The organism is Promicromonospora sp. NPDC050880, from assembly GCF_044456525.1.
GTDB lineage: Bacteria > Actinomycetota > Actinomycetes > Actinomycetales > Cellulomonadaceae > Promicromonospora.
Map to the genome: position 1 here is coordinate 1 of NZ_JBITFV010000030.1, position 12,155 is coordinate 12,155.

At 70.2% G+C, this 12,155-nt stretch carries 14 protein-coding genes and 1 pseudogene; 9 read left to right on the forward strand and 6 right to left on the reverse strand.

Annotated features, from left to right (window positions below; genetic code table 11):
* Nucleotides 1-110 precede the first annotated feature (110 nt).
* The 3 genes from ACIBBF_RS25380 to ACIBBF_RS25390 form a co-directional block, all read right to left on the reverse strand.
* Nucleotides 111-743, reverse strand: coding sequence for a DUF305 domain-containing protein (locus ACIBBF_RS25380; RefSeq protein ID WP_397419006.1), 633 nt, complete (start codon nt 741-743; stop codon nt 111-113).
* Between the two features lie 98 nt (nt 744-841).
* The gene (locus ACIBBF_RS25385) at nt 842-1,339 is read right to left on the reverse strand and encodes a hypothetical protein (protein ID WP_397419008.1); all 498 of its coding nucleotides are present in this window, start codon (nt 1,337-1,339) and stop codon (nt 842-844) included.
* A 41-nt stretch (nt 1,340-1,380) separates the two neighbouring features.
* Nucleotides 1,381-2,526: an FAD-dependent oxidoreductase gene (locus ACIBBF_RS25390; protein WP_397419010.1), complete on the reverse strand. Its 1,146-nt coding sequence runs from the start codon at nt 2,524-2,526 to the stop codon at nt 1,381-1,383.
* A gap of 86 nt (nt 2,527-2,612) precedes the next feature.
* Here ACIBBF_RS25390 and ACIBBF_RS25395 point away from each other — a divergent pair, with 86 nt between their 5' ends.
* The 9 genes and pseudogenes from ACIBBF_RS25395 to ACIBBF_RS25435 all read left to right on the forward strand — a co-directional run bounded on the left by ACIBBF_RS25395 (nt 2,613) and on the right by ACIBBF_RS25435 (nt 11,051).
* Nucleotides 2,613-2,828 carry a heavy-metal-associated domain-containing protein gene (locus tag ACIBBF_RS25395; protein WP_397419012.1) on the forward strand — a complete coding sequence of 72 codons (216 nt, stop codon included), beginning with the start codon at nt 2,613-2,615 and terminating at the stop codon, nt 2,826-2,828.
* Between the two features lie 56 nt (nt 2,829-2,884).
* On the forward strand, nt 2,885-3,211 hold the full coding sequence (locus ACIBBF_RS25400) for a YHS domain-containing protein (RefSeq protein ID WP_397419014.1): 327 nt from the start codon (nt 2,885-2,887) through the stop codon (nt 3,209-3,211).
* Between the two features lie 83 nt (nt 3,212-3,294).
* Nucleotides 3,295-5,562 (forward strand): heavy metal translocating P-type ATPase, encoded by a 2,268-nt coding sequence (locus ACIBBF_RS25405; protein ID WP_397419016.1) that lies wholly within the window; start codon nt 3,295-3,297, stop codon nt 5,560-5,562.
* A 123-nt stretch (nt 5,563-5,685) separates the two neighbouring features.
* Nucleotides 5,686-6,111 carry a hypothetical protein gene (locus tag ACIBBF_RS25410; RefSeq protein WP_397419021.1) on the forward strand — a complete coding sequence of 142 codons (426 nt, stop codon included), beginning with the start codon at nt 5,686-5,688 and terminating at the stop codon, nt 6,109-6,111.
* A gap of 54 nt (nt 6,112-6,165) precedes the next feature.
* Nucleotides 6,166-6,570 (forward strand): annotated as a pseudogene (locus ACIBBF_RS25415) (copper resistance protein CopC); the annotation flags it as partial.
* A 247-nt stretch (nt 6,571-6,817) separates the two neighbouring features.
* Entirely contained in the window at nt 6,818-7,411 is a 594-nt protein-coding gene (locus tag ACIBBF_RS25420; protein ID WP_397419070.1) for a hypothetical protein, read from the forward strand.
* 65 nt (nt 7,412-7,476) lie between these two features.
* Nucleotides 7,477-8,073: a hypothetical protein gene (locus tag ACIBBF_RS25425; RefSeq protein WP_397419023.1), complete on the forward strand. Its 597-nt coding sequence runs from the start codon at nt 7,477-7,479 to the stop codon at nt 8,071-8,073.
* Nucleotides 8,074-8,151: 78 nt separating this feature from the next.
* On the forward strand, nt 8,152-9,378 hold the full coding sequence (locus ACIBBF_RS25430; RefSeq protein WP_397419025.1) for a DUF418 domain-containing protein: 1,227 nt from the start codon (nt 8,152-8,154) through the stop codon (nt 9,376-9,378).
* 38 nt (nt 9,379-9,416) lie between these two features.
* Nucleotides 9,417-11,051, forward strand: a complete 1,635-nt coding sequence (locus ACIBBF_RS25435) for a gamma-glutamyltransferase (RefSeq protein ID WP_397419027.1) — start codon at nt 9,417-9,419, stop codon at nt 11,049-11,051.
* A 66-nt stretch (nt 11,052-11,117) separates the two neighbouring features.
* On the opposite strand, the gene ACIBBF_RS25440 is transcribed toward ACIBBF_RS25435, so the two are convergent.
* The 3 genes from ACIBBF_RS25440 to ACIBBF_RS25450 form a co-directional block, all read right to left on the reverse strand.
* Complete coding sequence (locus ACIBBF_RS25440) at nt 11,118-11,519, reverse strand: four-helix bundle copper-binding protein (RefSeq protein WP_397419029.1); 402 nt, start codon at nt 11,517-11,519, stop codon at nt 11,118-11,120.
* A gap of 116 nt (nt 11,520-11,635) precedes the next feature.
* On the reverse strand, nt 11,636-11,857 hold the full coding sequence (locus ACIBBF_RS25445; RefSeq protein WP_397419031.1) for a hypothetical protein: 222 nt from the start codon (nt 11,855-11,857) through the stop codon (nt 11,636-11,638).
* 21 nt (nt 11,858-11,878) lie between these two features.
* Nucleotides 11,879-12,109, reverse strand: a complete 231-nt coding sequence (locus ACIBBF_RS25450) for a hypothetical protein (RefSeq protein WP_397419033.1) — start codon at nt 12,107-12,109, stop codon at nt 11,879-11,881.
* Between the last annotated feature and the right edge of the window lie 46 nt (nt 12,110-12,155).

Genomic DNA, 12,155 nt, shown 5'->3' on the forward strand with positions numbered 1-12,155 from the left:
CCCCCCCCCCCCCCCCCCCCCCCCCCCCCCCCCCCCCCCCCCCCCCCCCGCCCCCGGGCGGGGGCGGCGCCCGCCCCCCCCCCCCCCCCCCCCCCCCACCGCCGTGCGGGTCACATGCCGGCGAGCAGGTCCTCCATCGTCCGGATCTCGCGGGACTGGGTGCTGACGATGGTGCTGGCCATCTCGATGGCCGCCTCGTGGGCCCCGTCCTCGACCTCGGTCTGAGCCATCTCGATGGCTCCCTCGTGGTGGACGATCATCTGCTCGAGGAACAGCCGGCCCGCTTCCTCCCCCTGGGCGTCCTCGAGCGCTTGCATGTCCTCCTCGCTCATCATCCCGTCCATGGACTCGTCGCCCATGTCCATGTCGCCCTGGTCCATGTCCATGGAGTCGTCCGGCTGCTCGGCGCCCCATTCGTCGAGCCAGGTGGTGAGCTGCCCGATCTCCGGGCCCTGTGCCTGCTTGATCTGTGTGGCCAGGTCGGTGATCTGCGAATCGATCCCGTCCTTGCCGAGGATGACGTCGGACATCTCGATGGCCTGCTGGTGGTGCGGGATCATCATCTGGGCGAACATCACGTCCGCGTCGTTGAACGTCTCGCCGTCATGGGCGTCGTCCGAGGCGGGCGCGCTCTCGGACATAGACCCGCCGGGCATGTCCATCGTCGGGTCATCGGAACCCGCGCAGGCGGCGAGGGTCAGGGCGGTCGCCAGCACGAGGCTGGGCGCAAGGATGCGCTTCATGGTGCAAAGGCCTTTCGGTACGAAGTAGTTGACACACGGGCGGCCCCGGTGGGGTCGCGAAACGGTCGACCCGACAGTGGGCCGACGGACGTGTGCTTCTACGTCCGCAGGATGCCCAACGCGTGCAACGACGGCGGTGCAGCTGGTCGCGAGTGCGGCACGGCCACGGGAACCCGCCGAGCGATCGGCAGCAGGACCGCGTCGAGGTAGCTCGCCGGCGGTGCGGCGATGGTCAGCATGGCGACGAGCATCATGAGGCACATCGCCGTCGTCATGTCATGAGCGTCGTGCGAACCGCAGTCCGAGGCGCAGTCCGCACCCCCGCCGACGTCGTGCACTACTGGGACTGCATGCTTGGCCGACGTCCGACCAGCCGGAGCCGACATCGCCTGAGCTGTCATCATCGCCCGGGACAGGCCCGCTTGTTCGACGTCGTGCGCTGCGACCGCTTCGGGCGGCGGGACATGGGCGCTGGGCGAGCCGCTCATCGAGTGCATCGACACCACGCCCGCGATCACGACGGCGATCAGGAGCGCGCTGGTCACCCCGCGCCGAGGTGCGGTGAGCAGCGACCGGAGAGCGGCGATAACGTTCATGACAGGTTCAGCCTAATCGCAGGAGGCAGGGTTGTGACGCCTCAGGCACGGGCGATCGAGTGCGCGAGTTCTCGGGCGACGAGCGGTGCGTTCAGGGCGACCGCGCCGACCAGCCGGCCTGATGAGCCGAAGAACCGGGTGACGGCGACGCCGTCTCTGAAGTCCTCGGACAGGCGGGTTGCATCGGGCGCCGGTACACCGACTCCGGTGAGTGTGGCGCCGTGGAAGCGCACGGTGAAGCCTGTGCGCGGGACGTAAGGCCCGGGATCGTCGCCGAGACCGAGATCGAACAGGGCGGTCCGAGCGCCGTGCCGGCCTTGCTCGGTGGCGGCGTCCCATTGGTCGATGCGGTAGTCCTTGCCGTTCGCGGTGGTGTGCACGGCAGCGCCCCCGGCCGCGTAGGTGCCCGCCTTCCAGCGCAGGCGCTCGTCGACGCGGATGCCCGTGGAGGTGTCGGCCCCTGTCCATGCGGTGCGAGGGCTGGTGCCCTGGGCAGCGATCACGAGGTCGAGTTCGAGCTTGGTGCCGTCATCCAGCACGATGCCGCGATCCCGGCCCGTTGACCAGCCACGGTCGATGGTGGCGCCCAGGTGTGCGGTGACGTGCTCGCGGTGCAGTTCGGCCACGCGGCCGGCGATCTGCGGCCCCAGGGCACTGGCAAGGGGCCGCTTCGAGCGCGCGATCAGATGGACGCGGGCACCGGCGTCCCTCAATGCTGCGGCCGTCTCGGCGCCGACCAGTCCGGCACCAAGGATCGCGACCCGCGCCGGCCCAGGCTCGACGGTGCCGAGCAGGTGCCGGACGCGCGCGGCGTCGTCCGGCTCGTGCATGTGCAGGACCGGTAGCGGCAGATCAGGGCCGTCCAGGGCTCGAGGAGCGCTGCCGGTGGCGATCACCACCGCCCGGTAGCCGATCGCGAGCCCCGACGATAGATGGACGCGACGCTCTACGACTTCCAGGCCCGTCGCCGGGCCCTCGAGCCGTTCCACATCGGTGAGCAGCGGCAGGCCCGTCTGGTGTGTCGACAGCAGGCCGGTGAGGACGCCCTTGGTGACCAGCGTGCGGTTGATGCCGACCGCATCAGCGACCAGGGCTGTGGACAGGTCTGGCGCGTTGACCTCTAGCTCCCGGAGCGCGGCTTGGGCGGCCGCGCCATGGCCCACCACGACGACGTCGAACTCGTTCATGCTCGCCCCTTGCATAGGATACCCGGGCTGGGTATCTTCTCCTAAGAACATACCCCCTATGGGTATACGATGGAAGGGATGAGTCCATGAGCCAGACCACTACGGCTTACGCAGTGACCGGTATGACGTGCGGTCACTGCGAGATGTCCGTGACCGAAGAGGTCACGCAGGTACCGGGAGTGGACGCAGTGAAGGTCAGCGCCTCGACGGGCCGGCTGGAGGTGACGAGCTCGGCGCCGGTGGATGACTCGGACGTGCTGGCCGCGGTCGCCGAGGCCGGCTACAGCGCACAGCGGGCCTGAGCACCCGGACGCGACGCCTCCACACCCCACCCGATCCTCGACCCGAAGGACTTCCCATGGCTCACAACCACACGCACGCCCACGGCGCGCAGGACCACGCCAACCATGAGCACGCCACCCTCGATCACGGCGGACACGAGCACGGTGACGCGCACGACGGCGCCGCTCCGGCCGCCGCTTGCGGCCACGCCGCGGACACCAGCGGTCTGAGCGCCGAGGACGTCGCGGACTGCCCCGTCATGCCCGGTAGCCCGGTCATCAAGGCCGACGCCGAGGCCGCGGGCCTGTTCCGCGACTACGACGGGGCCCGGTACTGGTTCTGCTGCGACGCGTGCGGGCCGCTGTTCGACGCCGAGCCCGAGCGGTACGTCGCCGCGGCCTGACCGGCGGCGGTCGTGGGCGATCGCCCGGCCGCCCACGACCGCTCCTGTTGCCCATCCACCCCATCCAGCGAAGGCTGACAACCATGAGCCAGGACCACCAGCACCACCACGGGCCGACCGGCGCCGGGACCACCCCACACGCCGAGCATCCTCACCACCCCGCGACGCCCTCCGGTGACGATGGGCACCAGGGGAACGGCGGAACCGACGAGCACAGCTCGCACCAGGGCGGTCACGCTGCCCCCGCGGAGCATGCGGGCCACACCGTCCACGACGACCACGCGGGCCAGGCCGAGCACGTGGGCCACGCCGACCACGGCGGTCACGAAGGTCACGGCGGGCACCAAGGCCACGGCGGCCATGCCGGTCACGGCGACCATGTCGGCCAGTTCCGGCGCCTGTTCTGGATCATGCTCGTCCTGGCCGTGCCCGTCGTGGGGTTCTCCAGCATGTTCGCGATGCTCCTCGGCTACATGCTGCCGGCCGGCGGCTGGGTGAACGCGGTCTCGCCGGTGCTCGGCACGGTCATGTACGTCTGGGGCGGGCGGCCGTTCCTGACCGGCGCCGTCGGCGAGCTCCGCGCCCGCAAGCCGGGCATGATGCTGCTCATCGGGCTGGCGATCACCGTCGCGTTCGTCGCCTCCCTCGGTGCGAGTCTCGGCCTGCTCGACCACCAGCTCGACTTCTGGTGGGAGCTCGCGCTGCTGATCGTCATCATGCTGCTCGGCCACTGGATCGAGATGCGCTCGCTCGCGCAGACGACGTCGGCCCTGGACTCCCTCGCGGCGCTCCTGCCCGACGAGGCGGAGCGGGTCGACGGCGACCAGGTCGTCAAGGTCGCGCCGGCCGACCTCGTCGTCGGCGATGTCGTCGTCGTGCGGCCGGGCGGCAGCGTCCCGGCCGACGGCCGCGTCGTCGACGGGCGCGCCGAGATGGACGAATCCATGGTGACGGGGGAGTCGCGCACGGTCTCGCGGGGCCCGGGCGAGCCCGTGACCGCCGGGACCGTCGCCACCGACTCCGGCCTGCGCGTCGAGGTCACGGCCACCGGCGACGACACCGCACTGGCCGGCATCCAGCGGCTCGTCACCGAGGCGCAGAACTCGTCCTCGCGCGCGCAGCGCCTCGCGGACACCGCCGCCGGGTGGCTGTTCTGGTTCGCCCTGGGCGCCGCCGCGATCACCGCGGTCGTCTGGTCGGCCCTCGGGATGCCGGACGACGCCGTCGTCCGCACCGTGACCGTGCTCGTCATCGCCTGCCCCCACGCGCTCGGCCTCGCCATCCCGCTCGTCGTCTCGATCGCCACCGAACGGGCCGCCCGCGGCGGCGTCCTCGTCAAGGACCGCCTGGCGCTGGAGAGCATGCGCACCGTCGACACCGTGCTGTTCGACAAGACCGGCACGCTGACCAAGGGCGAGCCCACCGTCGCGGACGTGCGGCCCGCCGGCGACGTCGACGGCGACACGCTGGTCGTGCTCGCGGCGGCCGCGGAGTCGGACAGCGAGCACCCGCTGGCCAAGGCCGTCGTGCGTGCGGCACAGGAGCGCGGGCTCACGGTCCCGGGCGCCTCGGGCTTCACCTCGTCGCCCGCCGTGGGCGTCGCGGCCACGGTCGACGGCCACGAGATCCGGGTGGGCGGCCCGCGCCTGCTGGAGGAGACCGGCCAGGACGAGCTGCCGGTGGCCGACGACTGGCGCGCCGACGGCGCGATCATCCTGCACGTCCTGCGCGACGGCGCCGTCATCGGCGCGATCAAGCTCGCGGACGAGGTGCGGGCCGAGTCCGCGGACGCCGTTCGGAGGCTGCACGCCCTGGGTGTCCAGGTCGTCATGATCACCGGCGACGCCGAGGCGGTGGCCCGGTCGGTCGCCGACGAGCTCGGCGTCGACCGGTACTTCGCCGGCGTCCGCCCGGAGGACAAGTCCGCGAAGGTCCAGGAGCTCCAGCGGGAGGGCCGCAAGGTCGCGATGGTGGGCGACGGCGTCAACGACGCCCCCGCGCTCGCGCAGGCCGACGTCGGCATCGCGATCGGCGCCGGCACCGACGTCGCCATCGCGTCCGCCGGCGTCATCCTCGCCAGCGACGACCCGCGCTCGGTCCTGTCGGTGATCGAGCTGTCCAGGGCCAGCTACCGCAAGATGAAGCAGAACCTCTGGTGGGCCGCCGGGTACAACCTGGTCTCGGTGCCGCTCGCGGCGGGGGTGCTCGCGCCGGTCGGCTTCGTGCTACCGATGTCCGTGGGCGCCGTCCTGATGAGCCTGTCCACCGTCGTGGTGGCCCTCAACGCCCAGCTCCTGCGCCGCCTCGACCTCCGCCCAGGCCGCACCACGGGCACGCTCCGAGCCCGCTGAGCCCGGTTTGCTGTGGGCATGAGACAGCTATGAAGCAGGGCCCGGCCGCGTGAAGCGGCCGGGTTCTGCCCATCAAGCCATACTCGTTCGCGTCATCGGTGCACCGGCTACGCTGCCTCCGTCATGCTGGTGATTGCGGTGCTTCGATCGTTCCTCCCCGCGCCGCGGCGAGGAACCATCGTGGTGCTCCTGATCGCTGCAGTGATCGCGAGCGTCGTGTCGATGCACGCGATCAGCGGATCGCCGAGCATCCATATCTCAACGCACGTCTCGTGGGCCACGGTGGTCACAGATCAGGTAGGCAGCGCAAGAACCGCACTGGACCGGACGACGGAGCCTGAGCATCCCCATGAAGACGGGTGCCACTGCCACCGTACGACGGCGATGTGCCTCGCGGTGGTCGCAGGCTTGCTGCCCCTGGCCACACTCCCCGCTGGTGTCCTCAGCCGGCTCGTGGTGCCGCTCGCTCAGCATCACTTCCGCGTCGACTCGCACCAAAGACCGATGAGAGAGCCGTCGTTACAGGCCCTGGGCATCTGCCGCACGTAGGAGGGCACACCGACCAGCCTCTTGGGACCGCGACCGGTTCGCCGTCCCACGGGGGTGCTGCCGAGTGCCCACCACGACGAGACGGAAGACCCCTCCCGTGGCAAGCGCCCTCGCGCCCAGACAAGCGCACACACTGCTCGTCCTGCTCGTCGCGATCGTGATCATGATGGTGCGGCGCCGGCCGCCGCCCACACCAAGCTCGCCTCGTCCGACCCCGCGGACGGTTCGACGTCCAGGGATACAGTCGCGGCCGTCACGCTGACCTTCACGCTCCCGGTGACCCCCGTCGGCGACACGGTCGTGGTCGAAGGGCCGCAGGGCACCATCGACACCGAGATCACGCAGGCGCAGGACGGGACCGTCGTCGTCGCCACGCCAGGCAGCCCGCTGACGGACGGTAGCTATGCCGTCAACTGGACCGTCGCGGCGCAGGACGGCCACACGCTGGAGGGAACCCTCGCGTTCAACGTCGGCAAGAAGACCGACTCTCCGGAGACTGCGGGCGGCAGTGACGCCGCTCAACCATCCACGTCGCACTCGGGACACACGATAGAACCCATGCCGGACCACGAGGCGCCCGCCTTCGTCGACGCCGCCGGACGATTCGGCAACGCTGCGACGCTGTGGGGGTGGCTCGTCGCCGCCGGTGGTCTCGCCTTCGCGGGGCTGGTCCTGCGCGGACGAGACCCTCGTAGACGTCCCCCTGGTGCTCGCCGCCGTGCGCTGGACCGGGTTGTTGATCCTCGGCGGTCTGGTTCTCCGTGTTGCGGCACGATCGGTCACGCTGGCGCATGGAGCCATCGCGGCCGCGGCCTCACCGTCGGCCGTGGCCGATGCCCTCGCCGGGTCGACTGGCTTGGTGATCGGGCTGCAGGCGGCCGGTGCGCTCGCTGTCTTGGCAGGGACTGGCCGCACCGTGCCGCGATCCGCGATCGCGGCGGTCGGTGTTGTGTCGGCCGGGGCCGGATTCGTGCTCGACGGGCACAGCAACACCATGGAACCCCGGTGGCTTGTCCTGACGGCAGACATCGCCCACCTCGTGGCCGCCGCCACCTGGCTCGGCGGCGTGGTCATGCTCGCGGTCGTTCTGCGCCGTCGGCAACAGGAGAGGAGCGACCGCGACGCCGCGTCGATCGGAGCACGGTTCTCCGTGATCGCCGCGGCGTCCCTGGCCGTCGTGGGCGTCGCCGGTACGCTGCTCGCCATCGTGATCCTGGACCGTCCGGCCCAGCTCTGCCGCTACCCGCCCGCGCTCGACGCCGGCCCCTCCATGAGCAGTTCGTTGCCGGGGTGTGGTTGAGCCGCGACACGGCGATGTGAGAGTGTTTCGGTGATCTGTGCTGCGGCGTCCGGGAGGTGGGAGCGATGAGCGACCCTGTCGTGTCGTCGCGTCCTGCCTCCGGTGCCGCGGCCGTCGGACTCACGTTCTCGGTTGTCCTTGCAACGCACTGGTTGCACGGTGGGCTGCTTGAACGCGCCGGTCTGGTGTCCTCGGCGATGTCCGCCACGATGCTGGCATTGGCGCCAGTAGTGCTGGCCATGCTGGCTGTGGTGGGTCTGACCGGAGCGGGCATGATTGCCTCGCGCGGCTCCCACATGGACGCCCGCCCGGGTAGGTCGAGCGATGCCCGGGCTGCCGCGTGGGACGTCGCGTTCGTCGCGCTGGTGGCGTCGCTCGTCCTTGACTGCCTGTACGTGCTGGACGGTGCCGTCCTGCACGCCGCGCCGCTCGCTCTGGCGCTTGCCGGCGCTGCCGTCGTCCAGGCCTGTGGGGCCGCGGCCGCCTACCTGGCCTGTCGGCAGATCCGCGTGCTCCTGCACCGGCTCGCGAGCCGCACCCGTGTCACGCCCGCCGACCGGACCAGCGGGGCGCCCGAGCAGACGTCCCGTCCACTCGTCACGCTGTGGACGGGACTGCCCGCGGGATCCCGTGCACCGCCGTCGATCACTTCCTTCGCCTGACCTCATCCAGTCGTAGCGACCTCGCACGGTGTAGACACCGTCGCGGGTTGCATGTCGTGCGCGGACGGGCGCCGCCGGGTGCAACGCACCGGCCGGTCGCGGCCGTTCCGGGGAAGTGAAGAGAAAATTGAATCCAGAACCATCGCGCTCGCGCATGCGCGTGAGCCAAACCGTCTGGTTCGGCAAACGGTTGTGAGTGCCGCAGCCGAAGCAAGACAGCCCAGGTTTGTCGGCGTAGATGCCGCGCGGGGTCTCGCCCTGCTCGGGATGATCATCGTCAACGTCGGGCCCGTGGACCCGCGGTCCCTCCTCGAGCGCCTCTACCTGCTGCCCTACGGGCGAGCATCCATACTCTTCGTCGTCGTGGCCGGCATCGGGATGGGATACCTCCTGAACCGGCAGTCGGAGCGGGACCGGTGGGCGACGGTCACCTGGCGCGCGGCGCTCCTGTTCGCCGGAGGCGTCGCGCTCCAGGGGCTGACAGACCAGATCAACATCATCCTGCCCACCTACGCCGTCCTGTTCCTGGTGGCGCCGCTGCTGTGGCGTCTGCCGAGCCGTGCCCTCCTCGTAGGAGCTGGGGTCGTGCTTTCGCTCGCCGGGCCGGCCATCATCGTCGCGCACGAGGTGATCAGGCCAGTTCCACATCTGCTCGACCCGGTCACTCTCGGCGCGCAGCCGTGGGAAGCGGTGCACTCGCTCCTGCTGACCGGGCCATATCCGCTGGCTAGCTGGGCCGTGCCGTTCGTCGCCGGCCTGTGTGTCGCCCGACTGGACCTGACCGACACTGGGATCCTGCGACGCCTTGCAGTCGGGGGCGCTGCTGTCGCGGTCGGGGCCGCCGCCATCTCCCAGCTCACCTACGCGCTCCTCGGGCCAGACGCCGATCGCGGACCGTGGCGCCTGCTGACCGGCGCCGCCCACGGCCAGATGCCGCTGTGGCTGGCCAGCAGCATCGGCGGGGCGCTTGCTGTCGTGGCGGCATGCTCGCTGATCATGCGCCGGCCCAGCCGGTCGCGCGTGCTCGGCTGGCTCGTCGCGTGCGGTCGCCTGTCGCTGACCCTCTACGTGCTCCACTTCGTCGTGCTCGCACCGATCAAGCCGGTAGAGGGCTTTTCGTTCGAACAGGGCGTCCTGATCAGCGCCGCTCTGACAGCTGTCGTGATCACGGTGGCCGTCGTCTGGGAGCGGACGGGGTGGCCCGGCCCGCTCGAACGGCTCCTGCGCCGTACCTGGCTCCGGCCACCCGGAGCACCAGCACCAACCCAGATGGAGACTGCACCCATGTCGGAAAGGACCAGGTAACAGTGAAGAAGAGTGAGCAGAGCAGGAGGCCGGGCATCGTGGCGGTATTCACGGCCGCCGCGATCGCGGTGGGGCTCGGTGCCTGCACGGCGACGTCGCCCCCGTCCCAGCCTCGCCAGTCCACGCCGCCGTCGGCATCGCCGTCGACGTCCACCCCCGGGCCGGTGCTGGGCGGATATGGCGTCAGCGCCGGTCACCCACTGGCCGCCCAGGCCGGCGAGCAGATGCTCGAACGCGGCGGAACCGCGGTGGACGCGGCGATCGCCGCCGCGTTCGCCGACGCCGTCATGCAGCCGGCGAGCTCGGGCATCGGTGGTGGAGGCGTCTCGATCGTCGTGGCCGACGGCGAAGCGACCAACTACGAGTACCGCGAGGTGGTCAACCAGGCCGGCCGGATCCCGGAGGGCGGCGCGGGAATCCCGGGCTTTGTCGCGGGGATGGAGCGACTGCACCGCGACCACGGGAGTCTGCCCTGGGCCGACCTGCTCCAGCCCGCCATCAAGATCGCGCGGTCCGGTGGGCCGGTCTCGCGGTACCTCGCGTCCTCGATCAACGGCTACCCGGGCCTGGAGGTCGCCGCCTCGCTCCCGCACTTCCAGCGCGAGGACGGCACGCCCCTGCAGGAGGGCGACCTGCTGGTCCAGGCGGACCTGGCCGAGACCATGAGCAATCTCGCCGAGGAGGGCCCCGGGTCGTTCTACACCGGCACTCTCGCCCAGATAGTGGGTCAGACCCCCGGGATCGACAAGGAGTCCCTGGCCGCCTACCAGGTCGACGTGTTCGAACCCGCTGCGGGCCCGGTGGGCGAGTACACGATGCTCTCGGGCGCGCCAGCGCTACCGGGCGCCGCCATCATCCAGATGATCCAGATCGCGCAGGCCGCGGGCATCGCTGACGTCGACCCCGACTCGCCCGAGTTCGTCGACATCCTGTCCCGCGCCTGGCAGGTCGCCGACGCCTCCGTGCAGGACTACTTCGGGGACCCGCGCTTCGTGAACGTGCCAGTGGAACGGCTCACCGACCCCGAACAGAACGCGCAGATCGCCGCCGCCCTGCCGGATGTTGCCGAGACGACCAAAAAGTCGGCCGCGTTCGGTGGTTACGAGGGCGCGCCCAACACGACGCACATCTCGGTCATCGACGCGGACGGTGTGGCGGTCTCGATGACCAACACCATCACCAACTACTGGGGCAGCGGCCAGTACGTCGCCGGGTTCTTCCTCAACGACCAGCTCGAGCGGTTCAGCGACGTCGGACGAACGGACGCGAACCGACCGGAGCCCGGGCGCCGTTCCGTGACCTGGAGCTCACCGTCCATGCTGCTCGACGGCGCCGGGCGGCCCGTGCTGGTAATCGGCACCCCAGGTGGCCGACAGATCCCCAGCACGACCGCAAGCGTTGTCACCCGCTGGGCGCTGCACGGCCAGCCGCTGGAATCCGCCATACCTGCTGGCCGGTTCATCCTTACCGACGGCGAGCTACGCCTGGAGAACCCGCAGCTCGCCGAGGCAACACGGACGATGGGCTACGACGTCGTCGTGGCCGACGAGGCGTCCCGGGCCAACTACGGCTCCGTCCAAGCCCTCGCCGTCGACTGGGAAACCGGCAGCGTGACCAGCTTCGCCGACAAACGACGATCGGCGGGCTTCGTGGTGGGCAGAGCGAACGGCTGACACGAGAGCGCCGATCAGATTCGGCCGACCCTTCGTGGCTCGGTTGTTCCCTGCCGGGAGCTGAGTTCAGCTGATGGTGGTCAGCAGCTCCCGGCAGGCGGCCTCGCAGGCGCGGCATGCCTCGGCACATACCCGGCTGTGCTCGTGCATGCTGGCGTGCTGCTCGCACTCGTCGCCGCATGCCTTGCACGCGGCGATGCAGGCCTCCAGCAGCGAGCGACTGATGTTCGCGTCATACCCGGTGTGCCGCGACAACACCCGGGCTGTCGCGTCACAGACGTCGGCGCAATCAAGGTTCGTTCTGATGCATTTGCGCAGATCGGCCACCGCGTCCTCGCTGAGGCAGGCGTCCGCGCACGCGGAACACACCTGGGAGCACTCGACGATGGTTTCGATCACCCTGGCCAGCAGCGTGCGGTCAAGGTTCATCGACTTCGGATAGGTCTCAAGCATCTCGCTGGTCTTCATGGCGTCTCTTTCCAGAGTCCTCTGAGGCGACGCATTATCCGGCCACGTCGCCAATTCCCTTTCACGCTAGGGGGCTGCTCAACCACTCGCATCGCCGACCGTCCACTGCCCTGCAGTCAGCCCCGCGACGACAGCGGATCCGGCGGCGGGGTCCACGAGAACGTGCTTTCCGTGGCCCTCACGAACAGGCGGGTCAGGAACAGCGTGGCGATCAGCGCACGCGCACCGGCGGCAACAGGATTGCCGACCTGCGCGCACAGCCTGCTGGCCATGCTGGGGGATCGACGGCGCGCATGTATGCCATCGACGTTCTGGTGCGCGTGGATCGGCGATAACACGCGCTCACCCTGGGTACGCCACTATTCTTGGCGGTCCATCCAGCCGAACCACCAGAGGCTCGTGGCCGCGACGCCTATGCCAGCCATGAGATACAGCTCAGAATGTCCACCGGGCAGGAGGGTCGCGTTCGCGAGCAGCATCAGGTCATTGGCGGCGATGATCGCGATGCCGGCGACGAGCGAGATCCAGCCCGCTGCGCGATGCCATCCCGGCCGGAACCGGAAGCCGGACTTGCTGGTCGACTGTCCCATCGAACCGACACCCCCTAAAGGCTACTAAGGAGAATAGTAGACCAGT

Coding starts and splice junctions, on each gene's coding strand:
- ACIBBF_RS25380 (WP_397419006.1), bottom strand. CDS start 743: ATGAAGCGCATCCTTGCGCCCAGCCTCGTGCTGGCGACCGCCCTGACC.
- ACIBBF_RS25385 (WP_397419008.1), bottom strand. CDS start 1,339: ATGAACGTTATCGCCGCTCTCCGGTCGCTGCTCACCGCACCTCGGCGC.
- ACIBBF_RS25390 (WP_397419010.1), bottom strand. CDS start 2,526: ATGAACGAGTTCGACGTCGTCGTGGTGGGCCATGGCGCGGCCGCCCAA.
- ACIBBF_RS25395 (WP_397419012.1), top strand. CDS start 2,613: ATGAGCCAGACCACTACGGCTTACGCAGTGACCGGTATGACGTGCGGT.
- ACIBBF_RS25400 (WP_397419014.1), top strand. CDS start 2,885: ATGGCTCACAACCACACGCACGCCCACGGCGCGCAGGACCACGCCAAC.
- ACIBBF_RS25405 (WP_397419016.1), top strand. CDS start 3,295: ATGAGCCAGGACCACCAGCACCACCACGGGCCGACCGGCGCCGGGACC.
- ACIBBF_RS25410 (WP_397419021.1), top strand. CDS start 5,686: ATGCTGGTGATTGCGGTGCTTCGATCGTTCCTCCCCGCGCCGCGGCGA.
- ACIBBF_RS25425 (WP_397419023.1), top strand. CDS start 7,477: ATGAGCGACCCTGTCGTGTCGTCGCGTCCTGCCTCCGGTGCCGCGGCC.
- ACIBBF_RS25440 (WP_397419029.1), bottom strand. CDS start 11,519: ATGAAGACCAGCGAGATGCTTGAGACCTATCCGAAGTCGATGAACCTT.
- ACIBBF_RS25450 (WP_397419033.1), bottom strand. CDS start 12,109: ATGGGACAGTCGACCAGCAAGTCCGGCTTCCGGTTCCGGCCGGGATGG.